The following is a 24,210-nucleotide window of genomic DNA, read 5'->3' on the forward strand; positions in this document are numbered from 1 at the left end:
GGTGGAAACGGGTGCGGCCCGTAACCTTCCCGCAGCCCATCGTCACCGATCGGACGTCCTACCGCGGGTGCAGCCAGTCGCCCGCGTCGAGCGGAGGCCGAATGAAGCCCGGTCCACTCCCCGGGGTCGACATGACCGACGACCCGTCCGACCATCCCGACGCCGTCGGGCTGCCGCCCCGGGGCCCGCTCCCGGCCCACGCGCAGGCCACCGAGGTCGACCCCGACGAGCCGCTCGCCGTGGTGGCCGCCGGCCCCGCCGGGGCGGCCCGCCGCGAGGTGCTCGCCGCGCTGCTCGGGGTCCCCTCCGGAATGCTCGTCACCCCGACGGGCAGCTGCCTGCTGGTCCGGCACGCCCGGGTCGCGACCCGGGCGGCGTACGTGCCCGGCTACCGCCAGCCGCACTCCTACGGCGCCGACCAGGCCGCCGCCGGCCCGGCGCTGGCCCGCGCGCCCCGCCGGGTCGAGCTGAGCCTGCCGGAACCGCTGCTGCGGCACTTCGCCGTGCTCGACACACCGGACACCGACACCCTCGGCGTGGCCGGCGGCCGGGTCCTGCTCGACGCGGTCGTCCGGTCCGGCGCGCTGCTGTTCGTGATCGGCGCCGACCAGACCTTCACCGCCGCCGACCTGCACCTGCTCGCCGAGGTGGCGCGTACCCGGGTACGGGTCTTCTTCGTGGTGACCCCCGGCGCGGGCGGCTGGGCGGCGGCGGAGCCGGCCGCGACCGACGACACCGGGGTGGCGCTCGCGTCGCCGCCCGACGCGCCCCCGGCCGGCGGCCCGGTCGACCCGGTCGCGGTGACCGTCGCGGCGCACCGGGCCACGCTGCTGGCCGCGGTGCCGGGGCTGGCCGAGGCCAACTGGTATCCCGTGTACCGGGCCGAGCATCCGGCGCTGCGCCGGGCACTGGTCGGCTGGTCGGCCATCGAGGGGCTGCGCCGGGCGAGTTCCCGGCCGCCCGTGCCGCCCGGCGCGCACGGGCGGGTGCCGGTGGCCCCCGAACCACCCGGCGACGACTGGGCCGACCGGTTGGAACGGCAGAGCCGCCGCTACGCCCGGAGCATCCGTCAGCAGCTCGCGCTCGAACTGGCCAACATCCACCTGCGGACCGTCCAGGAGATCGTGTTCGGGGTGGGCTGCGCGGGCCTGCCGCAACTGCTCGACCGGGAGCTGGAGGCGCTCTCCCTGCTCGCGACCGAGCAGCAGGACCGGGCCGTACGGGAACTCCTCGACGGGGCCGCCGCCCGGATCTTCGGCGCACCGCTGGCCGAGGGGGTACGCCAGCGCATCGGCGCGGCCGTCCGCTGGGGGTTGGCCGACCATCCGTCCGGTCAGGAGCTGGACCGGGTGCTCCTGGTCACCGGTACCGCCGGGGTGGCGGCGCTGCCCGGGGCCGGCGCGCTGGACGCCCTGCTCGGTCATCCCGGCGCGCCCCGGGGCGAGGTGCTGCCGCGCATCGGGGTCGCCCTGTCCGGCGGCTGCTGGCAGCACTGGCGCAGCCCCGGCAACGACGATCCGAACGCCGCCCGGTCCTGGGCGCAACGGGCGCTGCGCGAGGTCGAGCTGGAGTTGTCCCGCGAGGTGTCGCGGCGGTTCGAGGCGTTCCGGCTCGCGCTCGACGCGGTCCTCACCGACGCCCTCGACCATGGCATCCTGCTCGCCTGAACCGAGCGTCCCGGTGCGTATCCCCGCCGTGTCCGTAGCCCTCCCGGTTTCCGCAGCTCGGGAGGGTGATCCGGGCCGCCCCGGCGTTCCGGTTCATCGGATCGCCACTTCCGGTGGCACGATGGGGGGCATGGCCGCTCCACAGGTTGCCCCGGTCGAGACGCCGGACACCGACGAGGTGCCGGTCGAGGACCGGCAGTGGGTGACGATCGTCTGGGACGACCCGGTCAACCTCATGACGTACGTGACCTGGGTCTTCCAGAAGTTGTTCGGTTACAGCCGGGAGAAGGCCGAGAAGCTGATGCTGGACGTGCACCACAAGGGCCGGGCGGTGGTCTCCAGCGGTGCCCGGGAGCGGATGGAGCACGACGCGTCGCAGTTGCACGCCTACGGCCTCTGGGCGACGGTGGACCGGTCGTGAGCGCGAGGAGCGAGCCGGTGTCGCGAGCCCCGCAGTCGCGAACCAAGGTGGTCCGATGAGCATCGGGAGCGAGCCGGGCCTGCGGGTCCGGCGGTGGCGATGGGGGTTGACGCGGTGAGCATGTTCCGCCGCCAGGGCGGCTGTTACGTGGCGACCTTCGCCGTCGACGAGGTCCGGGTGCTGCGCAAGGTCGCCACCGAGGTGGTCGGCCTGCTCACCGACGGGTTCGACCACACCGACCCGGTCGTCGGGCGGCTCTTCCCCGACGCCTACCCGGACGATCCGGCCGGCACGGCGGAGTTCCGCCGGTACACCGAGGGCGACCTGAAGACCGCCAAGATCGACCAGGCGGGCGCGGTGCTGGCCGCGCTGCCCGAGTCGGCCGGTGGCGAGGTGCGGCTGGACGCCGAGGCGGCCGAGGCGTGGCTGCGGGCGCTCAACGACGCCCGGCTGGCGATGGGCGTCCGGCTGGAGATCAGGGACGGCACCGACCTGGGTGAGGAGCTCGACGACGCGGTCGCCGACGATCCCACGTCGTCAAGGGTGTTCCAACTGTCGGTCTACGCCTATCTGGGTTATCTCCAGGAATCCCTGCTCAACGCCATGATCGACTGAACTGTGACGGTCACCGCCTCGCCGGGCGCGGCGGGTGGGCGCTAGGCTGGGCCACGTGCTGAGCATCGACCGGTCGATCGTCGACGCGATCGTCGCCCACGCGCGCCGGGACCACCCGGACGAGGCGTGTGGGGTGGTCGCCGGACCCGTGGGCGGCGACACCCCGACCCGGCACATCCCGATGGACAACGCGGCCCGCTCGATGACCTTCTACGAGTTCGACTCGATGGAGCAGCTGCGGGTGTGGCGGGAGATGGACGACCGCGACGAGGAACCGGTCGTCATCTACCACTCGCACACCGCCACCGAGGCGTACCCGTCCCGCACGGACGTCGCCTTCGCCGGTGAGCCGGGCGCGCACTACCTGCTGGTCTCGACCCGCGAACCGGACACCGAGGAGATCCGTTCCTTCCGGATCGTCGACGGCGTGGTGACCGAGGAACCGGTGCGGATCGTGGACGCGGGGGTGGACCCGCACGCGGTCCAGTCCTACATGTTCGGGCAGAGCCCGGCGACGGTCGACTACGAGTGTTCCGGCAGCTGACCCCAGCTCCGCACACCCTGTTCCGTCCGGCACCGAGGCACACCCGACCAAGGAGTACGTCATGGCCATCGAGGTTCGCATCCCCACCATCCTGCGCAGCTACACCGGCGGCGCGAAGGTCGTCGAGGGCGCCGGGGACACCCTGGGCGACCTGCTCACCGACCTGGACACCCGGCACGCCGGCCTGAAGGCCCGGCTGGTCACCGACGCCGGTGCGCTGCACCGCTTCGTCAACGTCTACGTCAACGACGAGGACGTCCGTTTCCTGGGCGCGCTGGACGCCAAGCTCAACGACGGCGACAGCGTCACCGTCCTGCCGGCCGTCGCCGGTGGGGCGTTCGGCTTCGCCGCCGCGGCGGCGATCAGCCAGCACCGTGCGGCCACCGCGGCGGTGGCGGCACGGCGCGCGGCCGTCGCCCCCCGCTGAGGGCGGGCGTCATGGCGCGGTACGACAGCCTGCTCGACGCCTGCGGCGGCACCCCCCTGGTGGGGTTGCCCCGGCTCTCGCCGACGGTGCCCGACGGGGCGCCGCCGGTGCGGCTGTGGGCCAAGCTGGAGGACCGGAACCCGACCGGCAGCATCAAGGACCGCGCGGCCCTGTTCATGGTCCGCGCGGCGGAGCAGGCCGGCCGGCTCCGGCCCGGGGACACCATCCTGGAGCCGACCAGCGGGAACACCGGTATCTCGCTGGCCATGGTGGCCAAGTTGCGCGGCTACCGGCTGGTCTGCGTGATGCCGGAGAACGTCTCCACCGAGCGGGTCCAGCTGCTCCGGATGTACGGCGCGGAGATCATCTTCTCGCCGGCGGCGGGCGGCTCGAACCAGGCGGTCGCCACCGCGAAGCAGATCGCGGTCGACCACCCGGACTGGGTGATGCTCTACCAGTACGGCAACGAGGCCAACGCCCGCGCCCACTACGAGACCACCGGCCCGGAACTGCTGCACGACCTGCCCACCATCACGCACTTCGTGGCGGGCCTGGGCACCACCGGCACCCTGATGGGCACCGGGCGGTTCCTGCGGGAGAAGGTCGAGGGCATCCAGGTGGTGGCCGCCGAGCCGCGCTACGGCGAACTCGTCTACGGCCTGCGCAACATCGACGAGGGTTACGTCCCCGAGTTGTACGACGCGGCGGTGCTCACCCGGCGCTTCTCCGTCGGCACCCGGGACGCGGTGCTGCGTACCCGGCAGTTGGTGGAGGTGGAGGGGATCTTCGCCGGTTTCTCCACCGGGGCGATCCTGCACGCCGCCCTGTCCGTGGCGCACGAGGCGGTCCGGGACGGCCGACGGGCCGACGTCGCCTTCGTGGTCTGCGACGGCGGCTGGAAGTACCTCTCCACCGGGGCGTACGGCGGCACCCTCGCCGACGCCGAGAGCTCCCTGGAGGGGCAGCTCTGGGCATGACCCGTCGCGGGGCCGGCCGGCGGACCGTCGGTCGGCCCTGTGGGTGTCACGTTGATGACAACTTCCAGAAGATGATTCTTGCCCTGCCGTCGCTGCGCGTAGGCTGCGCACCGTGGCGTACGCGTCGGTAGAGATCATCATCGGTGCTGACTCCGGCGTGTTGACTACGTACCGTAATCGTGGGGCGACCGGATGCGGCTGACCGTCCTGGGCTGTGCGGGAAGCTTCCCCGGCCCCGAGTCCCCCTGCTCCGCCTACCTCATCGAGGCGCAGGGTTTCCGGCTGCTCGTCGACTTCGGGCCGGGCTCGCTGTCCACGCTCCAGCGGTACGCCGGCCTGCACGCCCCGGACGCCATCCTCCTCACCCATCTGCACTGCGACCACATCCTCGACGCCGCCTCGTACGTGGTGGTCCGGCGGTACGCCCCGGACGGCCCCTACCCGCCGCTGCCGGTCTACGCGCCGCCGGGCGCCCCGGACCGGCTCGCCACCGCCTACGGCCAGGACGACAGCAGCGTGGAGGACGTCTACCAGTTCTACGGCCTCCAGCCGGGCACCTTCCCGATCGGCCCGTTCACCGTCACCGTCGACCGGGTCAACCATCCGATCGAGACGTACGGGGTGCGGTTGGAGCACGAGGGCCGGGTGCTCTGCTACTCCTCGGACACCGCCCCCTGTGACGCGCTGCTGCGCCTCGCCCAGGACGCCGACGTCTTCCTCTGCGAGGCCAGTTACCTCGACGGGGTGGACAACCCACCGGATCTGCACCTGACCGGCCGGGAGGCGGGCGAGACGGCCACCAAGGCGGGGGTGGGCCGGCTGCTGTTGACCCACCTGGTGGCGGCCTGGGGCAGCGAGTCGCACACCGTCGCCTCGGCGGCCGGGTCGTTCACCGGGCCGCTTGAAGTGGTGCGGGCCGGCGCCAGCTACGACATCTGAGCGCACCCGGGCACCCGGGCATGCGCCGATCATGCGACCGCATAGGGTGCAGGGATGGCACGACCTGACGGGCGGCGGCCCGACCAACTCCGACCGGTGACGTTGACCCGGGGCTGGAGCACCCACCCGGAGGGCTCGGTGCTCGTCGAGTTCGGCGGCACCCGGGTGCTCTGCACCGCCAGCGTCACCGAGGGTGTGCCCCGCTGGCGCAAGGGCTCCGGGCTCGGCTGGGTCACCGCCGAGTACGCGATGCTGCCCCGGGCCACCAACACCCGCTCCGACCGGGAGAGCGTGCGCGGCAAGATCGGTGGGCGGACCCACGAGATCTCCCGGCTGATCGGCCGCAGCCTGCGCGCCTGCGTCGACCTCAAGGCGCTCGGCGAGAACTCGATCGTGCTCGACTGCGACGTGCTCCAGGCCGACGGCGGTACCCGTACCGCCTCGATCACCGGCGCGTACGTGGCGCTCTACGACGCGGTGAGCTGGCTGGCCGCCCGCAAGTCGTTGGCCGGTAAGCCGGAGAAGGTGATGCACCGGTCGGTGGCCGCGGTCAGCGTCGGGATCGTCGCCGGGGAACCCCTGCTCGACCTCTGCTACGTCGAGGACGTCGCCGCCGAGGTGGACATGAACGTCGTCTGCACCGGCGAGGGCGACTTCGTCGAGGTGCAGGGCACGGGCGAGGACGGCGTCTTCTCCCGGGCGCAGCTCGACGCTTTGCTGGACGTCGCGTCGTTGGGTTGTTTGGAACTGGCCGAGGCGCAGCGGAAGGCTCTCGCATCATGAACAAGGTCCTGCTCGCCACCCGTAACCGCAAGAAGCTGGTGGAGTTGCAGCGCATCCTGGACGGCGCGCTCGGCGCGCACCGGATCGCCCTGCTCGGCCTCGACGACGTCGAGGAGTACCCGGAGCTGCCCGAGACCGGCCTCACCTTCGGCGAGAACGCCCTGATCAAGGCGCGGGAGGGCTGCCGGCGCACGGGCCTGCCCACCATCGCCGACGACTCCGGCATCGCGGTCGACGCGCTCAACGGCATGCCGGGGGTGTTCAGCGCCCGCTGGGCCGGGCGGCACGGCGACGACCGGGCCAACCTCCAGCTGGTGCTGGACCAGATCGCCGACCTGCCCGACGAGCACCGGGGGGCGTCGTTCGTCTGCACCGTGGCGCTGGTGCTGCCCGGCGGCAAGGAGCACCTGGTCGACGGCCGTCAGCCCGGCCGGCTGCTGCGCGCGCCGCGCGGCGAGGGCGGCTTCGGGTACGACCCGATCTTCGTCGGCGACGGCCAGGAGCGGACCAACGCGGAGCTGACCCCGCAGGAGAAGGACGCGATCAGCCACCGGGGCAAGGCGTTGCGCGAGTTGGCGAAGCTGGCCGCCAAGGTGCTCCCCGCCACCTGACGCCCCGCGCGCCTCGTCCCACCGGCCCCGCCCGCGTCCCGTGGGCGGCCCGGCCCGCCCGGCCCATGAACGGCCCGGCGTCGTCGGCATCCAGCACCGCTGGCTGCCGGCGCGTGGGCGGCGTGGTCCGTGGCCGTTCTGCCCGCCTGCGCGGTTGCCCCCACCCGCCGCTGCGCGCCGCACCGCGAGGACACGGTCCTCTTCGTCCGCCCCGGACACCCGACGCCAAGCTCCATCTGATCGCCGACGGTAATCGTCGGGCCGGCGGGACGGAACGGTATACGCATCCTTTGCTCTGCTGCCCTTTAGGCGATGCGCACGAAGAGTCACTGGTCCTTCCAGGAGTGATTCGCGGCGCGGCCCGGATTCTTGCTGGTGAGAGTGATGTCGCTTCTATGGCAGCAGAGCAAAGGATGCTGGTGCGGATTGGTGGGGGTGGCGGCTGAAGCTACTGCCGGTCACGTCGCCGGATCGGAGGTGTCATCACGGAATGTGATGATGCTGCGAGCGGCAGGCCAGCCGTGGGCGGCGGGCCGTCGAGGGTGGTGGGCGGAGGTGGGAGGGTCCGGGAGGGTCGGGGTGGTGGTCAGCCCAGTGGGCCGATCTCCCGCTCGATGGCGGTACGCAGGTCGGGGCCGGCGAGCACGGCGCGGGCCGCTTCCAGCACCGGGGCGAGGAAGACATCGGGACCGGGCTCGCCGGCCGCACCGCCGAGCGCCGCCACGGCGGCCCGGCCGGCCGGTGACGGCTCCAGCGGTGCGCGCAGTTGCAGGCCCCTGACGGCCGCCAGCAGTTCGACGGCGAGCAGGCTGGCCAGGTTGTCCAGCACGGTCCGCAGCTTCTTGGCCCCCGCCCACCCCATCGAGACGTGGTCCTCCTGCATACCGCTGGTGGGCAGCGAGTCCACCGAGGCGGGCGCGGCCAGCCGACGGTTCTCCGCGACGATCCCGGCGGCCGTGTACTGGGCGATCATCAGCCCGGAGTTCACCCCGGCGTCGGGGGACAGGAACGCCGGCAGGTCCCGGTTGCGGGTCACGTCGAGCAGCCGGTCCACCCGGCGTTCGGCGATCGCCCCCACCTCGGCGGCGGCGATCGCCAGGTAGTCGGCGGCGAAGCCGAGCGGAGCGCCGTGGAAGTTGCCCGTCGACTCGACCCGGCCGTCCGGCAGCACCACCGGGTTGTCCACCACCGAGACCAGTTCCCGGCCGGCCACCGTCGCGACGAAGTCGAGGGTGTCGCGGGCCGCCCCGGCCACCTGCGGGGCGCACCGCATCGAGTACGCGTCCTGCACGGCGTGCGCCAGGTCGTCACGGTGCGAGTCCATCACCCGCGAGTCCTGGAGCAGCCGGTGGATGTTCGCCGCCGACGCGGCCTGCCCGGGGTGTGGCCGGATCGCGTGCAGTTCCGGCAGGAACGGCCGTTCCGAACCGAGCATCGCCTCGATGGCCAGCGCGGCGGTCACGTCGGCCATGGCGAACAGGTGCCGGGCGTCCGCGATGGCCAGCAGCAGCATGCCGAGCATGCCGTCGGTGCCGTTGATCAGCGCCAGCCCCTCCTTGGCGGCCAACGCCACCGGGGCCAGCCCGGCCGCCCGCAACGCGTCGGCGGCGTCGACCCGCTCGCCGCCCGGACCGAGCACCCACCCCTCGCCGAGCAGCACCAGCGCGCAGTGCGCCAGCGGCGCCAGGTCACCGGACGCGCCGAGCGACCCGTGCTCCGGCACCCACGGGGTGACATCGGCATTGAGCAGGTCGACGAGCGCCTGCGCGACCAGCGGCCGGACCCCGGAGCGGCCCAGCGCCAGCGAACGGACCCGCAGCAGCATCATCGCCCGGACCACCTCGCGGGGCATCGGCGCACCGATCCCGGCGGCGTGTGAACGGATCAGCGCGTGCTGCAACTCGGCCCGGCGCTGCGGGGCGACGAACGTGTTCGCCAACGCCCCGAAGCCGGTGGAGACGCCGTACACCGGGCGGCCGGCGGCCTCGATGCCGTCCACGATGGACCGGCTGACGCGCATCGCCTCGACGGCGGCCGGGGCGAGGACGACCCGGGCGTCGCCGCGCGCCACGGCGAGCACGTCGGCGGGGGTGATTCCGGTGGGCTGGACGGTCACAGTCGACATTGCGGCACTCCGTTGTGCAGAACCTGGCGGATCAGGGGAACACCCGGCCGGTAGGCCAGGTGCAGGTGGGACGGGGCATCGAGGATCATCAGGTCGGCCCGCGCCCCGGGGCGCAGCACGCCGACGTCGGTGCGGCGCAACGCCCGCGCGCCGCCCGCCGTCGCGGCCCGGACCGCCTCCGCCGGGGTCATCCGCATCTCGCGGACGGCCAGCGCGACGCAGAACGGCATCGACGAGGTGTACGACGATCCGGGGTTGCAGTCCGTGGCCAGCGCCACGGTCACCCCCGCGTCGAGCAGCCGCCGGGCGTCCGGGTACGGCGACCGGGTGGAGAACTCCGCCCCCGGCAGCAGGGTCGCCACGGTGGGATCGTCGGTGGTGGCCGAGCCGGCCAGCGCGTCGACGTCGGCGTCGGACAGATGGGTGCAGTGGTCGACGCTGGCCGCGCCCAACTCCACCCCCAGCCGCACCCCCGGCCCCGGGCCGAGCTGGTTGGCGTGCAACCGCAGCCCCAGCCCGGCGGCCTGCCCGACGGTGAGGATGGCCCGCGCGTGGTCGGCGTCGAACGCGCCCCGCTCGCAGAACACGTCCACCCAGCGGGCGTACGGCGTGGCGGCGGTGAGCATCGGCCCGCAGACCAGCCCCACGTAGTCGTCGGGGCGGCCCGCGTACTCGGCGGGGACGACGTGCGCGCCGAGGAAGGTGGTCTCGGCGGTCACCTCGGCGGCGATCCGCAGCGAGCGGGCCTCGTCGGCGACGGTCAGGCCGTACCCGCTCTTGATCTCCATGGTGGTGGTGCCCTGCCGCATCGCCTCGTCGCGCAGCCGGCGTACGGTGTCCCGCAGGTCGTCGTCGGAGGCCGCGCGGGTCGCGCCGACCGTGGTCCGGATGCCACCCCCGGTGTACGGCTCGCCGGCCATCCGGGCCGCGAACTCGGCCGCCCGGTCCCCGGCGAACACCAGGTGGGCGTGGCTGTCCACGAACCCGGGCAGCACCGCGCCGCCCTCGGCGTCGATCCGCCGGTCGGCGGCCGGGGCGTAGCGGGTCGGCCCGATCCAGACGACCCGACCCGCCTCCACCAGCAGGGCGACGCCCCGCCGGATGCCCAGCGGCCCCTCGTCGCCGACGGTCGGCACGTTGGTGACCAACTCGCCGATGTCGTCGACCAGCAGACTGCTCACGCCACCCCTCCCGTCCCGTACCGGCCGCCCCCGCCGCGCGTCGCCGGCCGCTGCCCGGCCCCGGCCGGGGCGCGGCTAGTCACCGGTCACCGCCGCGACCGCCGCGCTCAGCTCCGCCGGCACGTCCACGCTCAGGTGCCGGCCGTCACGCACCACCTGCCGCCCGTCGACCACCACCTGGTCGACGTCGGCGGCGGTGGCCGCGAAGAACACCCCCACCGGCGGTACCCCGGCGGTACGCGGGCTGTCCAGCCGTACGGTCACCAGGTCGGCGCGTTCCCCGACGGCGATCCGGCCGGCGTCGGCCCAGCCCAGCGCGGCGTGCCCGGCGACGGTGGCCGCGTCACGCAGCGCGGCGGCGGTGAAGTGCCCGCGTCGCCGGGTACGCAGCCGCTCGTCCAGCTCCACCGCGCGGGCCTCCTCGAACAGGTCGACCACGGCGTGACTGTCGCTGCCCAGGCTCAACGGGATGCCGGCGTCGGCCATCAGCCGGGCCGGCCCGATCCCGTCGGCCAGGTCCCGTTCCGTGGTGGGGCACAGGCACACCCCGGTCCGGTGCCCGGCCAGCAGGGTCAGGTCGGCACCGGTCGGGTGGGTGGCGTGCACGGCCGTGACGTCGGGGCCGAGCACCCCGTGGTCGGCGAGCAGCCCGGTCGGGGTACGCCCGTGCGCCGCCCGGCAGGCGTCGTTCTCGGCGGGCTGCTCCGACAGGTGCACGTGCAGCGGGGTGCCCTGCCGGTACGCCCATCCGGCGACGGTGGCGAGCTGCTCCGCCGGCACCGCGCGTACCGAGTGGATCGCCGCCCCGCGCAGCGCGTGCGCCCCGGCCGGGCGGAACCCGTCGACCCGTTCCGCCCAGCGCAGCGCGTCCCCGTCGCCGAAGCGCCGCTGCACCCCGGCCAGCGGCTCGCCGGCCACCGAGGCGGTCAGGTAGCAGGTGTCCAGCAGGGTGATCCGGATGCCGGCCTGCGCCGCCGCCTCGACCAGCGCCGCGCCCATCGCGTTCGGGTCGTCGTACGGCCGGCCGTCGGGGCCGTGGTGCAGGTAGTGGAACTCGCCCACGCAGGTCACCCCGGCCAGCGCCATCTCGGCGTACGCGGCCCGGGCCAGCGCCAGGTACGAGTCGGGGTCGAGCCGGCCGGCGACGGCGTACATCTCCTCCCGCCAGCTCCAGAAGTCACCCCGACCGCCGTGGGTACGCCCGCGCAGCGCCCGGTGGAAGGCGTGCGAGTGGGCGTTGGCCAGGCCGGGCAGGGTGAGTCCGGGCAGCCGTACCGCGTCGGCGAGCACCTCCACCCCGGTGTGCGGCGCGTCGCCCCGGGCCAGCGGGGTGACGGCGGTGAACCGGCCGTCCTCGGCCTCGATCAGCACGTCCGGGGTCGGCGCGGCATGGTCGGGTAGCCACGCCTGCTCGGCCAGCCAACGGGTCAGTGGCATGCCAGCTCCTCCAGCACCCGGGCCAGCGCGACCACCCCGGCCGCGCAGTCGTCGTCGGTGGCCGACTCGGCGGGGGAGTGCGACACCCCGGTCGGGTTGCGCACGAACAGCATCGCGGTGGGCAGGTGCGCGGCGAGCACTCCGGCGTCGTGGCCGGCCCCGGTGGGCACCACCGGTGCGGCCAGCAGCCCCGCCAGCCGGTCGGCCAGCCCACCGTCGAAGGCGACCAGCGGGGTGGCCGACTCCCGGGTCACGGTCAGCTCGGTGCCGTCCCGGCGGGCCCGCTCGGCGGCCTTGGCCCGGACCGCCTCGACCAGGCCGTCCAGGGTCTCCGGCGCGGCGGCGCGGGCGTCCAGCCAGCCGGTCACCGTCGACGGGATCGCGTTGGTGGCGTTGGGTTCCACCGCCACCCGGCCGACGGTGGCGTGCGCGTCGCGCAGCCGGGCCTCCTTGTTCGCCGCGAGCACGGTGAACGCGAAGGTGAGCATCGGGTCGCGGCGGTCGGCCATCCGGGTCGTACCGGCGTGGTTGCCCTCGCCGCGCAGCTCGAAGCGCCACCTGCCGTGCGGCCAGATGGCGCTGCCCACCGCGACCGGCGCGTCGGCGTCGACCAGCGCCCGCCCCTGCTCGACGTGCAGCTCCACGAAGGCGGCGAACCGGCCGAGCAGCGCCGGGTCGGCCCCCGCCGGCCGGTGGCCCAGCGCCTCGGCGAGGCTCACCCCGGCCGCGTCGCGCAGCCCGGCCGCGCGGTCGGCGTCGATCGCGCCGGTGAGCAGCCGCGACCCCAGGCACGGTACGCCGAACCGGGCCCCCTCCTCCTCGACGAACGCGGCCACCACCACCGGCCGGACCGGGGTGACGCCTGCGGCCCGTAGCTCGTCCACGGCGAGGAACGCGCTGACGATGCCGAGCGGCCCGTCGTACGCTCCGCCGTGCGGCACCGAGTCGAAGTGGCTGCCGGTCAGCACCGCGCCCCCGGCGGCGGGGTCGCCCCACCAGGCGAACAGGTTGCCGTTGCCGTCCTCGCTGACCGGCATGCCCCGGCTGTCGGCCTGCGCCCGGAACCACTCCCGCAGCCGCAGCTCCGGCGCGGTCAGCGCGTACCGCAGATAGCCGCCGCTGCCGGCGTCCCGGCCGACCGGCGCGATCTCGTCCCACAACTCCCGGAACCTCACGGGGTTTCCCCCGCCATGGGGATGCGGACGTTGTCGCGGGCGGCGATGTCGCGGGCGGTGTCGTAGCCGGCGTCGACGTGCCGGATGACACCCATCGCCGGATCGTTGGTGAGCACCCGTTCGATCTTCTGCCCGGCCAGCGGGGTGCCGTCGGCGACGCAGACCTGGCCGGCGTGCAGCGACCGGCCGATGCCCACCCCGCCGCCGTGGTGGATGGACACCCAGGACGCGCCGCTGGCGGTGTTGACCAGCGCGTTGAGCAGCGGCCAGTCGGCGATCGCGTCGGAGCCGTCGGCCATCGCCTCGGTCTCCCGGTACGGGCTGGCGACGCTGCCGCAGTCCAGGTGGTCCCGGCCGATCACGACCGGCGCGGACAGCTCCCCTGCGGCGACCATGTCGTTGAACCGCACCCCGGCGACGTCCCGTTCGCCGTAGCCCAGCCAGCAGATCCGGGCGGGCAGGCCCTGGAAGGCGACCCGTTCGCCGGCCAGCCGCATCCACCGCGCGAGGGACTCGTTCTCGGGGAACAGGTCGAGGATGGCCCGGTCGGTGGCGGCGATGTCGGCCGGGTCGCCGGAGAGCGCCGCCCACCGGAACGGCCCCTTACCCTCGCAGAACAGCGGCCGGATGTACGCGGGCACGAAACCGGGGAAGTCGAACGCCCTCGCGTACCCGCCCAACTGCGCCTCGCCCCGGATCGAGTTGCCGTAGTCGAACACCTCCGCGCCCGCGTCGAGGAAGCCGACCATCGCCTCGACGTGCTTCGCCATCGACGCCCGCGCCCGGTCGGTGAACTCGGCCGGCTTGGCCGCCGCGTAGTCCCGGGCGTCGGCCAACTCCACCCCCTCCGGCAGGTACGACAGCGGGTCGTGCGCGCTGGTCTGGTCGGTGACCACGTCGACGGCGACGCCCCGGCGGAGCAGTTCGGGGAAGACGGTGGCGGCGTTGCCGACCACGCCGACGCTCAGCGCCCGCCGGTCCCGCTTCGCGGCCAGCACCCGGGCGACGGCGTCGTCCAGGTCGTCGGCGACCTCGTCGAGGTAGCGGTCGTGCACCCGCCGGTCGAGCCGGCTCCGGTCGACGTCCACGATCAGGCAGACGCCGTCGTTCATGGTGACCGCGAGGGGCTGCGCCCCGCCCATCCCGCCGCAGCCGGCGGTGAGGGTCAGCGTCCCGGCGAGGCTGCCGCCGAAGCACTTCGCGGCGACGGCGGCGAACGTCTCGTAGGTGCCCTGGAGGATGCCCTGGGTGCCGATGTAGATCCACGAGCCGGCGGTCATCTGCCCGTACATGGTCAGGCCGAGGGATTCCAGGCGGCGGAACTCGGGCCAGGTGGCCCAGTCGCCGACCAGGTTGGAGTTGGCCAGCAGCACCCGGGGCGCCCACTCGTGGGTCCGCAGCACCCCGACCGGACGGCCCGACTGCACCAGCATCGTCTCGTCGTCGCGTAGGTCGGTGAGGGTGCGCACCAGCGCGTGGTACGACGGCCAGTCCCGGGCGGCCTTCCCGGTGCCGCCGTAGACCACCAGGTCGTCGGGGCGTTCGGCCACCTCCGGGTCGAGGTTGTTCATCAGCATCCGCAGGGCGGCCTCCTGCGGCCACCCCTGCGCGGTACGGGTGGTGCCACGGGCGGCGCGGACGGGCTGGTGCATGGCGTACTCCTCTCAGCCGAGGAACAACTGACGGCGGGCGGCGGACGACTCGAACGCCTCCAGGCGGCGCTGGGTCTGGATCGGGGCGGCGTCGCAGATCGCCTGGAGCACCACCATGGCCAGGGTCATCGGGGCGGTGTGCAGGTCGAAGACGAGGTCGGTGCCGACGGCGGCGGGGAGCACCAGCTCGGCGTACTCGGTGGCGGGGCTGACCGGGGAGTCGGTGATCGCGACGACGGTGAGGCCGGCGTCGCGGGCCGCGCGCAGCGCGTCGAGGGTCTCCCGGGGGTAGCGCGGGAGCACGAAGGCGAGCAGCGCGTCCGCCCCGGCCGAGGCGGCCTGTTCGAGCCGGTCGGCGAGCAGGCTGCCACCGTCGTCGAGGACCCGGACGTCGGGCAGCACCTTGGCGGCGAAGTAGGCGAAGTAGGCGGCCAACGGTGCGGCGGCCCGCAGGCCGAGCACCGGCAGCGGGCGGCTCGCCGCGAGCAGCCGGCCGGCGGTGGCGATCCGGTCCCGGTCGGCCAACTCCCCGGCCAGCCGGTCCAGGTTCGCCATCTCGGCGCGTACCGCGCGTTGCAGTTCGTTGCCGTCGTCGGCGCGGCCGTCGGGGCCGGCGGTCAGCTCGCGCAGCCGGCGGCGCAGCGCCGGGTAGCCGTCGTGGCCGAGTGCCACGGCGAACCGGGTCACCGACGGTTGGCTGACCCCGGCCAGCTCGGCCACCTCGGCCGCCGACAGGTAGGCCACGGTGGCGGCGTGCTGCACCAGGCAGTGCGCGATGCGCCGCTGGGTGGGGGTGAGCCGGACCCCGTGGAACAGGTCGAGCAGCCGGTCCGGTGGCGCGGCAACGGCTCCTTCATTCATGCCGCGACTCTATGCATGAAAAATTTCAGAGGCAAGCACCGGCTTCCCGCCCGGGGGCAAGCACCGGCTTCCCGCCCGGCGGGGGCGACGCCGGGCTCAGCGGGCGGCGCGGACGATCTCGGCGGTGGCGTCCCGGCGGACCGCGTCGTAGAACGCCTCGGACTTCTGCTCGTCGGCGAAGACCACGCTCTCGGTGCCCACCCGGCCGGTGCCCCGCGACGGGCTGGTGACGAAGGTGAGGTTGCCGCCGCGCAGGCCGCGCAGCTCGGTCGCCAGGTCCAGCAGCGACATCTCCCGGTCGACGGAGACCGACGCCGAGGCGGCCCGGACGAAGTCGTTGAGCTTTCCCGGGCTGGTGAGGATGCCACCGCCGGCCGCCTTGTCGAGGATCGCCCGGATCACCTGCTGCTGGTGCCGGATGCGGGCGAAGTCGCCGTCCGGGAACTGCTTGCGCTGGCGGGAGTAGTCCAGCGCCGTCGCGCCGTCCATCGTCTGCCGGCCGGCCGGGAAGGTGCGCAGCGGCGGGTGGATCGAGGTGAACCGGTGGTCGACGGTGATGTCCACCCCGCCCAGCGCGTCGATGATCTCCTGGAACCCCGCGAAGTCGACCACCGCCACGTGGTCGACGTGGACCCGGGTGAACTCCTCGACGGTCTGCACCATCAGCGGAATCCCACCCCAGGCGTACGCCGCGTTGATCTTCGCGGTCCGGCCGCCGTGCCGGCCGTCCGCCGACCGGGGTACGCGGACCCAGGTGTCCCGGGGGATCGAGACGAGCTGGGCGCTCTTCCGGTCCTTCGGCAGGTGGGCCAGGATGATCGTGTCGGTGCGGGACCCCTCGGTCCGCTCCGGGTCCCGGGAGTCGCTGCCCAGGATCATGATGTTCATGGCGTCCCGGGCCACCACCGGCGGCCGGTTCTCCGTCGGCACCCCGGTGAAGGCGTCCACCCGCTCGACGTCCTTGTCGACCGAGCGCAGATAGAGCGCGCCCGCGCCGACGCCGCCCGCCCCCAGCAGGGCCAGCGCCAGCAGCGCCACCAGCGCGATCCGCCAGCCCCGCCGACGCCTCGGTGGCGACCCCGGGATGTCGTCGGACGGGGTCGGGGTGGAGTCCGAAATGTTCTCGCCTGCGGGCATGGCCGCATGTTACTGAGTCGTCACTGAGTTCGGCAGCCCGCGTACGCCCGACGGGCCGAGGCCCGAAGAGTCGCCGTACGCTGGACGTTCAGCCGCCCGTCACCTGCGGCTGGTAGAACCGCGCCGTGGACGCGACGAGACTGCGCCGGGCCATCGCCCGCACCCCGCTGGCACCGGTGGCCGCCTTCCCCGGGCGGCTCGCCCGGGTCGCCCGGTACGACGCGAAGGTGCTGCGCACCTCGGCCCGCTGGCTGGCCACCTCCCGGGAGCACCACAACTACACCTACGAACTGACCCGGCTCAGCCGGGAGCACCTCACCTGGTTCGTCAGCTTGGTCTGTGACGTCCCGGTGGCCCGGGTCCGGGCCCATCTCGCCGAGCTCACCGGTGACGCGGCGCTGCGCCGGCACATCGAACAGGCCACCGCCCGGTCCGCCCGACGCGGCCTGGCCGACCGCCGGGTCCGCTACGCCCGCCGGATCGGCTGGTACGCGATCGTCCGGGCCACCCGACCGGCCCACGTCGTCGAGACCGGCACCGACAAGGGGCTGGGCAGCTGCGTCCTCGCCGCCGCCCTGCTGCGCAACGCCGCCGAGGGTCACCCCGGCCGGCTCACCTCGCTGGACGTCAACCCGGAGGCCGGCTACCTGGCCCGCAGCGCACCCTGGGCCGACGTGGTCGACCTGGTGGTCGGCGATTCGGTGACGGCGATCGCCGCCCTCGACCGGCCGGTCGACCTGTTCCTGCACGACAGCGACCACAGCCACGACCACGAACGCCGCGAGTTCGACGCCGTCGAGCCGAAGCTGGCCCCCGGCGCGATCCTGCTCACCGACAACGTCACCACCACCGGGGTGCTCGCCGAGCACGCCGAACGCACCGGCCGCCGGTTCCTCGCCTACCGGGAGACCCCGCTCGACCACTGGTACCCCGGCGACGGTATCGGCGTCGCCTGGTGAGATGCCCGCCCTCCGGAGCCGGGGCGGCCGGGGTGGCCGCCCGGGACCGGCCGGGGCGCGGCGCGGGCCGCCACGCCCGCGCGGTGCCGGACGGCCGAGCCGTCCTCGGCCGCCCGGGTGTTGCCCCCGGGACGGCGCCGGATCGATGATTGCCGAATCGCCACCACCGACGGAGGAGTCGGCATGCAGGTTCTCCACCACCCCCGCGTGGCCTGGGACACGGCCCGCCTGATCGTCGCGACCGTCCCCGACGACGAACTCTTCGACTGGCTGCGCAGCGAACTCGGTGAGCTGCTCGGCCCCGACCACGCCGGCTCCCTCCAGGACACCCGGCGGCGGCTCCAGCCGTGGGCCCGGACCACGCCCGAGGCCGCCGCCGTCGAAGCCGGCCGCTGGCGGGTCCGCCTGGAGGACCTGCTCCGCACCCGGCCGGAGGCCGCCGAGCCGCTACGGTCGCTCATCGTGATCGCGTCGGAACTCCACCGCAACCGGACCGGCCGACCGGCTTAGCTTTCGCTTAGCCGGCTTGTCGCCGGGCCGTCCGCTGCGGCAGCATCGGTCGGCGTGACCGACGGCAGCGTGTCCCAGGAACCCGAACCCGGGCCGGGCAGCCGCGCCCCCGCCGGGCGTCCCGGGCCGGGGCGTCGCCGCGCCCGTGGCGGCGGACGTCGCCGCTGGCTGGCAGCCGGTGGCGTGGCCACGCTCGCCACCGTGCTCGGGCTGAGCCTCGCGCTACGTTCCGGCGCCGCCCCCGCCTGCGCCGCCCCACCGGTCGCGCTGGCCGGTGCCGGGCCGGTGGCCGCCGGGCCGCTGCCCCTGGCGGCCCCACCCACCGGGAGTACGGTCCACAAGGGAAAAGCCACCTTCTACGACTCGAAGGGCGCCGGCGGGAACTGCTCCTACCCGTCCGCCCCGGCCGACCGGATGTACGTGGCGCTCGGCCCCACCGAGTACAGCGCCGGTGCGGCCTGCGGCGGGTACCTCGACGTCACCGGCCCCCGGGGCACCGTCCGTGTCCTGATCATGGACCAGTGCCCGGAGTGCGCCCCCGGGCACGTCGACCTCTCCCGGGAGGCGTTCGCCCGGATCGCCGACCCGGTGCAGGGCATCGTCAGCGTCAGCTACCGCGCGGTGGTCGACCCGCCACTGTCGGGTCCGCTCACCTTCCGGATCAAGGAGGGCGCGTCGCAGTACTGGTTCGCCGTGCTGGTCGCCGAGCACGGCAACCCGCTGCGCGCCGTCGAGGTACGGCAGGGCTCCGGTGCCTGGCGTACCGCGGCCCGGCAGGACTACAACTACTGGCAGATCGACTCCGGTGCCGGCCCCGGCCCGTACGCCGTCCGGGTCACCGACGTGTACGGCCACCGCGTCACCGCCGGCGGCGTCACCATGTCCCCCGGCCGCGTCCAGCGCAGCACCGTGAAGATGTACGGCGGCAGCGCCCCCGCCGCGCGGAAGAACCCGACCAGCCGGCCGTCCTCCCCGAGCCCCAGTGCCAGCCCGACCCGGGCCACCGCCAGCCCGTCGGCGGTCGCCCCCACCGGGTCTCCCAGCACGCCGCAGGTCAGCGCCCCACCCGTGCTCGCCGCCTCGGCGGAACCGGGCGCAGGCCGGCCGGTCGACTGCGCGTCCCGGGGCTGACTCCCCCGGGCGCTGCCCGACCTACGGCTCGGTCGCGCGGGACCGGTCTCCCACCGCGTCGGCCTCGCGGCGGTCGGGCGGCGGCCGGCGGACGGTCAGGTCGGGGTGCCCAGGTCCCGCCACATGAGGATCTCGTCGCGGTCGTCGTCGGGTGCCACCCGCAGCGCGCCCGGCAGCCGGCCCACCTCGCGGTAACCGAGCCGGTCGTAGAACTTCTCCAGGCCCAGCCCGCCGCGCACCGTCACGTGCAGCGCCCGCCAGCCCAGCTCCGGCGCGCGCCGGGCGGCCTCCCGCATCAGGGCCTGCCCGTGGCCGCGCCCCTGGGTGGCCGGGTGCACCATCACCCGCTTGAGGATGCCCCAGTGCGCCTTCAAGCCGAACCGGTTGTCGGCGAGGAACAACACCGCGACCGGTCGGTCACCCGCGTAGCCGACCAGCATCCGGTCCGGACCGTCGGTGACGGCGGCGAAGGTCGCCTCGGCGACGGGGCGCACGTCGGCGGTGGTGACCGGGGCGACGAAACCGACCGCACCGCCGGCGTTGGTGACGTCGACCCAGAGGTCGACGATCTGCTCACGCAGTGCGGGGGTGAGGTCGGGGTCGAGGACGAAACGCAGGCTCACCCTGCCGATCCTGCTGCCCCGACGCGTCGTACGCCCGCGATCGTGACCCTCCCGACAGGGCCGTGTGGTGCGGGAGGGGGGACTTGAACCCCCACGTCCTTTCGGACAATAGGACCTAAACCTACCGCGTCTGCCATTCCGCCACTCCCGCTCGGGTCAGAGTTTAGAGCGTCGCGCGGAAACGGTGGAGAGCCCGGCCCGGCGCAGGATGTTCGATACCGTCCCGTGACTGACGACGCAGGTGTCGCCCGTCGCCGTACGGATGAACGCGGCGAGTTTCCGGGGCCCCAGATCGGGACGGGCCAGCGCGTACCGGATGACGGTCCGCTGGTGTGCCGGGCCGTCGCGCGGTCGGGGCGGGGCGGCGACGGTGCCGGTGGCGGCGAGCCGGCGGCGGAGCCGGGCGACGTGGTTGCGGTGGCAGCCGATCCGCCGGGCCGCCCCGCTCGGCCCGAGGGCACCCGCCTCGACCTGCCGGATCACCTCGGCGACCCGCTCCGCGCCGACCGGGGCCGGGGCCGGGGCCGGGGCCGGCGGACGGTACGCGGCCGGCGGCGGGGCGGTGATGTCGGGCACCGTGCCGGCCGGGCGGGCCCCGACGCCGGACCGGTGGCGTCCGGCGTAGGTCGGGGTCTGGCTGTGGCAGTTCGGGCAGAGCAGGCGCAGGTTCGGCGGCCGGTTGTCGAGGAAGTCGCCGCTGAGGTGGTCGACGTGCAGGGTCAGCGGCCGGCCCTGCCAGACCGGGCCGGTGCCGCACCCCTCGCACTCGTCGGGGACGCCGATGTCACGCAGCGCGGCCTTGAGGCGGGCCCCCGGCACGCGTCGGGAACCCGCCGGCAGCGGACGCAACACCTGGGTCGACGGGGTGCGCCGCCCGGACGGTCTGCCGCCCCCGCCCGTCCGGCGGGTGAAGTGGGAGGTGTCGATGCCCAGTCGTTTGAGCTGACGACTGATGTGCGCATGCGAACCCCCGCTGAACCGCACCCCGAGAACGCGCAGGACGTCGGCGACGCTGCGGGACTGCGCCGCCGCCTCGGCGAGCATCTCCGGCGTGTACCTGTATCGGGTCATGCGCGGAAAGTAGCGGCGGGGTGTGACGCGTTCAGTCGAGGCCGAGGTCGCGGCGCAGCTTGGCGACGTGGCCGGTGGCCTTGACGTTGTAGAACGCGTGCTCGATCTTCCCGTCCGGGTCGATGACGAAGGTGGACCGGATCACCCCGGTCACCGTACGGCCGTAGGACTGCTTCTCGCCGAACGCGCCGTACGCGGTGAGCACCGCCCGGTCGACGTCGGCGACGAGCGGGAAGGTGATGGCGTCACGCTCGCGGAACTTCGCCAGCTTGGCGGGCTGGTCGGGGGAGATGCCGACCACCTCGTAGCCGGCGGCCTGGAGCGAGGCGAGCGAGTCGCGGAAGTCACAGGCCTGCTTGGTGCAGCCGGGGGTCATCGCGGCCGGGTAGGCGTACAGGATGACCCGGCGACCGCGCAGCGCGGCGAGGGAGAGCGTGTCCCCGGTGTCGGTGGGGAGGGTGAAGTCGGGAGCGGGGTCGCCGGGGGCGAGCCGGTCGGGCGCGGTCATGGCGACGACCCTACCGCCGGGCGGCGGCACCCCGGCCGATCCCCGCCGGGACACCCGGGCGTTCCCCACCACGCTGTCGTGGCGGGCGCGCACGGAACCCGGGTGGGGCTGGCCGGTGGCCCGGCGGTGAACAACGCCTGGCCTTGTTGCCGCATCTTGGCAACAACCCGCACCGGGAAATAGGCTGGGCCTGCCGGCCAACTGGAGGTCACGTGGAAACCCTGGCGATGCACATCTCGAACGGCATCATCAACGGTCCGGTCGCGGGGATCTTTGCCGCCGTCGCGCTGGCCGCCCTGACCTTCTGCGTGCTGCGTGGCCGGCGTGACCTGGACGACCGGCTCGCGCCGATGGCCGGCCTGGTCGCCGCGTTCATCTTCGCCGTGCAGATGCTCAACTTCCCGATCTTCACGGCCGGGGTCTCCGGTCACCTGCTCGGCGGCGCGCTCGCCGCGCTGCTGGTCGGCCCCTGGGTCGGCGCGCTCTGCGTCTCGGTGGTGCTGATCGTGCAGGCCCTGGTCTTCGGCGACGGCGGCGTCGCCATGCTCGGCCTGAACATCACCAACATGGCGCTGCTCGGCACGGCGGCGGCGTACCTGCTGATCGCCGGCCTGCTGCGGGTGCTGCCCCGCACCCCCACCGGCCTGGCCGTGACCGCCTTCGTCTCGGCGCTGGTCAGCGTGGTCGTCGCCTCCCAGGGGTTCGTCGTGCAGTACTGGCTGGGCGGCACCACCGACCTGGGCGGCAACCTGACCGGCCTGGCCGGCACGATGGCCGGCGTCCACCTGCTGATCGGCATCGGTGAGGGGCTGATCACGGCGACCACGGTCGCCACCGTCGCCAAGGTCCGACCCGACCTGGTCTACGCGTTGCGCGCGCTGAAGCCGGCGACCGCGCCGGCCCCCGTCCCGGCTGTCGGAGGTGCCCGGTGAGGAAGCGGTCCTGGGGTTTCGTGGCGGTCGGCCTGCTGGTCGCCCTGCTGCTGGCCGGGGTGGTCAGCAACTACGCCTCGTCGCACCCCGACGGGCTGGACTCGTCGCTGCTCAAGGGCTGCACGGTCAACGCCGACGACGAGATCACCGGCGGCTCCTGCCCGGCCCGGCAGGCGAAGGACCACGAGTTGGCGGACAGCCCGCTGGCCGACTACGGCATCCGGGGCGTGGACAACGGCTTCCTCTCCACCGGCCTGTCCGGGGTGGTCGGCGTGCTGCTCACCTTCGCCGTCGGCGGTGGCGTGTTCTGGCTGCTGCGCCGCCGTGGCCCGGCCGACACCGCCGACCGGCAGTCCGCCGGCACCGCCGGCTGACCGGGCGGTACGACATGGGTGCCGGACACGCGCACGTGCTCTACCGGGACACCCCCTCCCCGGTGCACCGGCTGGCGCCCGAGGTGAAGATCGCCGCGATGGTGCTGTTCACCGTGGCGGTGGTGGCCACCCCGCGCGAGGCGTTCTGGGCCTTCGGCGGGTACGCCCTGCTGGTCGCCGCCGTCGCCACGCTGGCCCGGGTCGGCCCGCGCTGGCTGCTGCTGCGCGCCACGATCGAGGTGCCGTTCGTGCTGTTCGCCGTCGCCCTGCCGTTCCTCGGGGCGGGGCCGCGTACCGAGTTCGCCGGGTTGAGCCTGTCGGTGGACGGCCTGCACGGGGCGTGGAACATCGTCGCCAAGGGCACCCTGGGGGTGCTCGCGTCGCTGCTGCTGGCCGCCACGACCACCACCCGGGACCTGATCGTCGGCCTGGACCGGCTGCGGTGCCCGCAGATCGTCACCCAGATCGCCACGTTCATGCTGCGCTACCTCGACGTGCTGGTCGGCGAGGCCCGCCGGATGCGGGTGGCCCGGATCTCCCGGGGTGACGACCCACGGTTCCTGTGGCAGTTGCGGGGCTTCGCGGCCGGGGTGGGCGCGTTGTTCCTGCGGGCCTTCGAACGGGGCGAGCGGGTCTACCTGGCGATGCTCTCCCGGGGCTACACCGGGCGGATGCCGGCGGTCTGGCAGGGCTCCGGGGCGGCGACCGCCGGGCAGTGGGTGGCGGCGGCGACCGTGCCGCTGGCGGCGGTGACGATCGCCGCCACCGCCGTCGTCCTGACATGATCGGGGACGTGCAGACCGCTGTCTCCCTCGACGTCCGTGGCGTCCGGTACGCGTACCCGGACGGTCACGTCGCCCTGGCCGGGGTGGACCTGGCCGTGCCGCGCGGTGGGCGGGTGGCCCTGCTCGGCCCGAACGGCGCGGGCAAGACCACGCTGGTGCTGCACCTCAACGGCATTCTCACCCCGACTGAAGGGTCGGTGAGCGTGGGCGGGCTGACGGTGTCCCGGGACCGGGACACCCTGGCCGAGATCCGCCGTCGGGTGGGCGTCGTCTTCCAGGACCCGGACGACCAGCTCTTCCTGCCCACGGTCGCCGAGGACGTGGCGTTCGGCCCGGCCAACCTGGGGTTACGCGGTGCCGAGCTGGTCGCCCGGGTGGACGAGGCGTTGACCGCGGTGGGGATGGCCGAGCACCGGGACCGCGCCCCGCACCACCTGTCGTTCGGGCAGCGGCGTCGGGTGGCGGTGGCCACCGTGCTGGCGATGCGCCCGGAGATCCTGGTGCTCGACGAGCCGTCGTCCAACCTGGACCCGGCGGCCCGCCGGGAACTGGCCGGGATCCTGCGCGCCCTGCCGGTGACCCTGCTGATGGTCACCCACGACCTGCCCTACGCGGCCCAGCTGTGCGAGCGGGCGGTCATCCTGGACGCCGGCCGGATCGTCGCCGACGCGCCCACCGTCGACCTGCTCGCCGACGCCGACCTGCTCTCCCGCCACCGCCTCGAACTGCCCTACGGCTTCCACCCCCGACCGATCGGCTGACCGG

The 24,210-nt window shown here is 74.2% G+C and carries 27 protein-coding genes and 1 tRNA gene; 17 read left to right on the plus strand and 11 right to left on the minus strand.

Translation table 11 applies throughout. From position 1 onward, the window contains the following. The first annotated feature begins 101 nt into the window (after positions 1 to 101). The 9 genes from FJK98_RS05880 to rdgB all read left to right on the plus strand — a co-directional run bounded on the left by FJK98_RS05880 (position 102) and on the right by rdgB (position 6,984). Positions 102 to 1,667 carry a hypothetical protein gene (locus FJK98_RS05880; protein WP_145918118.1) on the plus strand — a complete coding sequence of 522 codons (1,566 nt, stop codon included), beginning with the start codon at positions 102 to 104 and terminating at the stop codon, positions 1,665 to 1,667. Between the two features lie 130 nt (positions 1,668 to 1,797). Further along, a complete protein-coding gene (gene clpS / locus FJK98_RS05885) occupies positions 1,798 to 2,088 on the plus strand; it encodes an ATP-dependent Clp protease adapter ClpS (protein WP_088641781.1) in 291 nt (96 codons plus the stop codon). Positions 2,089 to 2,208: 120 nt separating this feature from the next. Then, the gene (locus FJK98_RS05890) at positions 2,209 to 2,703 is read left to right on the plus strand and encodes a DUF2017 domain-containing protein (RefSeq protein WP_194822040.1); all 495 of its coding nucleotides are present in this window, start codon (positions 2,209 to 2,211) and stop codon (positions 2,701 to 2,703) included. 55 nt (positions 2,704 to 2,758) lie between these two features. Next, entirely contained in the window at positions 2,759 to 3,247 is a 489-nt protein-coding gene (locus FJK98_RS05895) for a Mov34/MPN/PAD-1 family protein (RefSeq protein ID WP_145918119.1), read from the plus strand. 61 nt (positions 3,248 to 3,308) lie between these two features. Further along, complete coding sequence (locus FJK98_RS05900; RefSeq protein WP_145918120.1) at positions 3,309 to 3,674, plus strand: MoaD/ThiS family protein; 366 nt, start codon at positions 3,309 to 3,311, stop codon at positions 3,672 to 3,674. A gap of 11 nt (positions 3,675 to 3,685) precedes the next feature. After that, on the plus strand, positions 3,686 to 4,651 hold the full coding sequence (locus tag FJK98_RS05905; RefSeq protein WP_145918121.1) for a PLP-dependent cysteine synthase family protein: 966 nt from the start codon (positions 3,686 to 3,688) through the stop codon (positions 4,649 to 4,651). Between the two features lie 192 nt (positions 4,652 to 4,843). Further along, positions 4,844 to 5,590, plus strand: coding sequence for an MBL fold metallo-hydrolase (locus FJK98_RS05910; RefSeq protein ID WP_145918122.1), 747 nt, complete (start codon positions 4,844 to 4,846; stop codon positions 5,588 to 5,590). Between the two features lie 54 nt (positions 5,591 to 5,644). Next, on the plus strand, positions 5,645 to 6,373 hold the full coding sequence (gene rph, locus FJK98_RS05915) for a ribonuclease PH (protein WP_145918123.1): 729 nt from the start codon (positions 5,645 to 5,647) through the stop codon (positions 6,371 to 6,373). After that, positions 6,370 to 6,984 (plus strand): RdgB/HAM1 family non-canonical purine NTP pyrophosphatase, encoded by a 615-nt coding sequence (rdgB, locus tag FJK98_RS05920; protein WP_088641776.1) that lies wholly within the window; start codon positions 6,370 to 6,372, stop codon positions 6,982 to 6,984. The genes rph and rdgB overlap by 4 nt, the downstream gene beginning before the upstream one ends. A 586-nt stretch (positions 6,985 to 7,570) precedes the next feature. On the opposite strand, the gene hutH is transcribed toward rdgB, so the two are convergent. The 7 genes from hutH to FJK98_RS05955 all read right to left on the minus strand — a co-directional run bounded on the left by hutH (position 7,571) and on the right by FJK98_RS05955 (position 16,552). After that, positions 7,571 to 9,109, minus strand: a complete 1,539-nt coding sequence (hutH, locus tag FJK98_RS05925; protein ID WP_145918124.1) for a histidine ammonia-lyase — start codon at positions 9,107 to 9,109, stop codon at positions 7,571 to 7,573. Beyond that, a complete protein-coding gene (hutI, locus tag FJK98_RS05930; RefSeq protein WP_145918125.1) occupies positions 9,097 to 10,290 on the minus strand; it encodes an imidazolonepropionase in 1,194 nt (397 codons plus the stop codon). The genes hutH and hutI overlap by 13 nt, the downstream gene beginning before the upstream one ends. Positions 10,291 to 10,365: 75 nt before the next feature. Then, entirely contained in the window at positions 10,366 to 11,721 is a 1,356-nt protein-coding gene (locus FJK98_RS05935) for a formimidoylglutamate deiminase (RefSeq protein WP_145922598.1), read from the minus strand. Beyond that, positions 11,718 to 12,902 (minus strand): allantoate amidohydrolase, encoded by a 1,185-nt coding sequence (locus tag FJK98_RS05940; RefSeq protein WP_145918126.1) that lies wholly within the window; start codon positions 12,900 to 12,902, stop codon positions 11,718 to 11,720. The genes FJK98_RS05935 and FJK98_RS05940 overlap by 4 nt, the downstream gene beginning before the upstream one ends. Next, complete coding sequence (gene hutU / locus FJK98_RS05945) at positions 12,899 to 14,554, minus strand: urocanate hydratase (protein ID WP_145918127.1); 1,656 nt, start codon at positions 14,552 to 14,554, stop codon at positions 12,899 to 12,901. The genes FJK98_RS05940 and hutU overlap by 4 nt, the downstream gene beginning before the upstream one ends. Positions 14,555 to 14,566: 12 nt before the next feature. Continuing rightward, positions 14,567 to 15,415 (minus strand): MurR/RpiR family transcriptional regulator, encoded by an 849-nt coding sequence (locus FJK98_RS05950; protein WP_145918128.1) that lies wholly within the window; start codon positions 15,413 to 15,415, stop codon positions 14,567 to 14,569. A gap of 96 nt (positions 15,416 to 15,511) precedes the next feature. Continuing rightward, the gene (locus tag FJK98_RS05955; protein WP_145918129.1) at positions 15,512 to 16,552 is read right to left on the minus strand and encodes an LCP family protein; all 1,041 of its coding nucleotides are present in this window, start codon (positions 16,550 to 16,552) and stop codon (positions 15,512 to 15,514) included. A 125-nt stretch (positions 16,553 to 16,677) separates the two neighbouring features. Between FJK98_RS05955 and FJK98_RS05960 the strand changes: the two genes are divergently transcribed. The 3 genes from FJK98_RS05960 to FJK98_RS05970 all read left to right on the plus strand — a co-directional run bounded on the left by FJK98_RS05960 (position 16,678) and on the right by FJK98_RS05970 (position 19,152). Next, complete coding sequence (locus FJK98_RS05960) at positions 16,678 to 17,511, plus strand: O-methyltransferase (RefSeq protein WP_145918130.1); 834 nt, start codon at positions 16,678 to 16,680, stop codon at positions 17,509 to 17,511. Positions 17,512 to 17,694: 183 nt separating this feature from the next. After that, the gene (locus FJK98_RS05965; RefSeq protein WP_145918131.1) at positions 17,695 to 18,021 is read left to right on the plus strand and encodes a hypothetical protein; all 327 of its coding nucleotides are present in this window, start codon (positions 17,695 to 17,697) and stop codon (positions 18,019 to 18,021) included. A gap of 54 nt (positions 18,022 to 18,075) precedes the next feature. After that, positions 18,076 to 19,152: an expansin EXLX1 family cellulose-binding protein gene (locus FJK98_RS05970; protein ID WP_240762624.1), complete on the plus strand. Its 1,077-nt coding sequence runs from the start codon at positions 18,076 to 18,078 to the stop codon at positions 19,150 to 19,152. Positions 19,153 to 19,247: 95 nt separating this feature from the next. Here FJK98_RS05970 and FJK98_RS05975 read toward each other — a convergent pair whose 3' ends face one another. From FJK98_RS05975 to bcp, 4 genes are all read right to left on the minus strand, one after another. Continuing rightward, positions 19,248 to 19,775 carry a GNAT family N-acetyltransferase gene (locus FJK98_RS05975; RefSeq protein WP_145918132.1) on the minus strand — a complete coding sequence of 176 codons (528 nt, stop codon included), beginning with the start codon at positions 19,773 to 19,775 and terminating at the stop codon, positions 19,248 to 19,250. A gap of 65 nt (positions 19,776 to 19,840) precedes the next feature. Then, positions 19,841 to 19,926 (minus strand) — tRNA-Leu (locus tag FJK98_RS05980). Between the two features lie 5 nt (positions 19,927 to 19,931). Next, on the minus strand, positions 19,932 to 20,846 hold the full coding sequence (locus FJK98_RS33520) for a helix-turn-helix domain-containing protein (RefSeq protein ID WP_205789399.1): 915 nt from the start codon (positions 20,844 to 20,846) through the stop codon (positions 19,932 to 19,934). 31 nt (positions 20,847 to 20,877) lie between these two features. Further along, on the minus strand, positions 20,878 to 21,354 hold the full coding sequence (gene bcp / locus FJK98_RS05990) for a thioredoxin-dependent thiol peroxidase (RefSeq protein ID WP_145918133.1): 477 nt from the start codon (positions 21,352 to 21,354) through the stop codon (positions 20,878 to 20,880). Between bcp and FJK98_RS34505 the strand changes: the two genes are divergently transcribed. The 5 genes from FJK98_RS34505 to FJK98_RS06010 all read left to right on the plus strand — a co-directional run bounded on the left by FJK98_RS34505 (position 21,353) and on the right by FJK98_RS06010 (position 24,206). Beyond that, positions 21,353 to 21,484, plus strand: coding sequence for a hypothetical protein (locus tag FJK98_RS34505; RefSeq protein ID WP_255470132.1), 132 nt, complete (start codon positions 21,353 to 21,355; stop codon positions 21,482 to 21,484). The two genes, bcp and FJK98_RS34505, sit on opposite strands and share 2 nt — an antisense overlap. 82 nt (positions 21,485 to 21,566) lie before the next feature. Then, positions 21,567 to 22,286, plus strand: a complete 720-nt coding sequence (locus FJK98_RS05995; protein ID WP_145918134.1) for an energy-coupling factor ABC transporter permease — start codon at positions 21,567 to 21,569, stop codon at positions 22,284 to 22,286. Beyond that, complete coding sequence (locus FJK98_RS06000) at positions 22,283 to 22,660, plus strand: PDGLE domain-containing protein (protein ID WP_145918135.1); 378 nt, start codon at positions 22,283 to 22,285, stop codon at positions 22,658 to 22,660. Before FJK98_RS05995 ends, FJK98_RS06000 begins: the two co-directional genes overlap by 4 nt. A gap of 14 nt (positions 22,661 to 22,674) precedes the next feature. Then, positions 22,675 to 23,445, plus strand: coding sequence for a cobalt ECF transporter T component CbiQ (gene cbiQ, locus FJK98_RS06005; protein ID WP_145918136.1), 771 nt, complete (start codon positions 22,675 to 22,677; stop codon positions 23,443 to 23,445). After that, positions 23,442 to 24,206 carry an energy-coupling factor ABC transporter ATP-binding protein gene (locus FJK98_RS06010; protein ID WP_145918137.1) on the plus strand — a complete coding sequence of 255 codons (765 nt, stop codon included), beginning with the start codon at positions 23,442 to 23,444 and terminating at the stop codon, positions 24,204 to 24,206. The genes cbiQ and FJK98_RS06010 overlap by 4 nt, the downstream gene beginning before the upstream one ends. The last annotated feature ends 4 nt before the right edge of the window (positions 24,207 to 24,210 follow it).

Source organism: Micromonospora sp. HM134 (genome assembly GCF_007833915.1).
Classification (GTDB): Bacteria; Actinomycetota; Actinomycetes; order Mycobacteriales; family Micromonosporaceae; genus Micromonospora; species Micromonospora wenchangensis.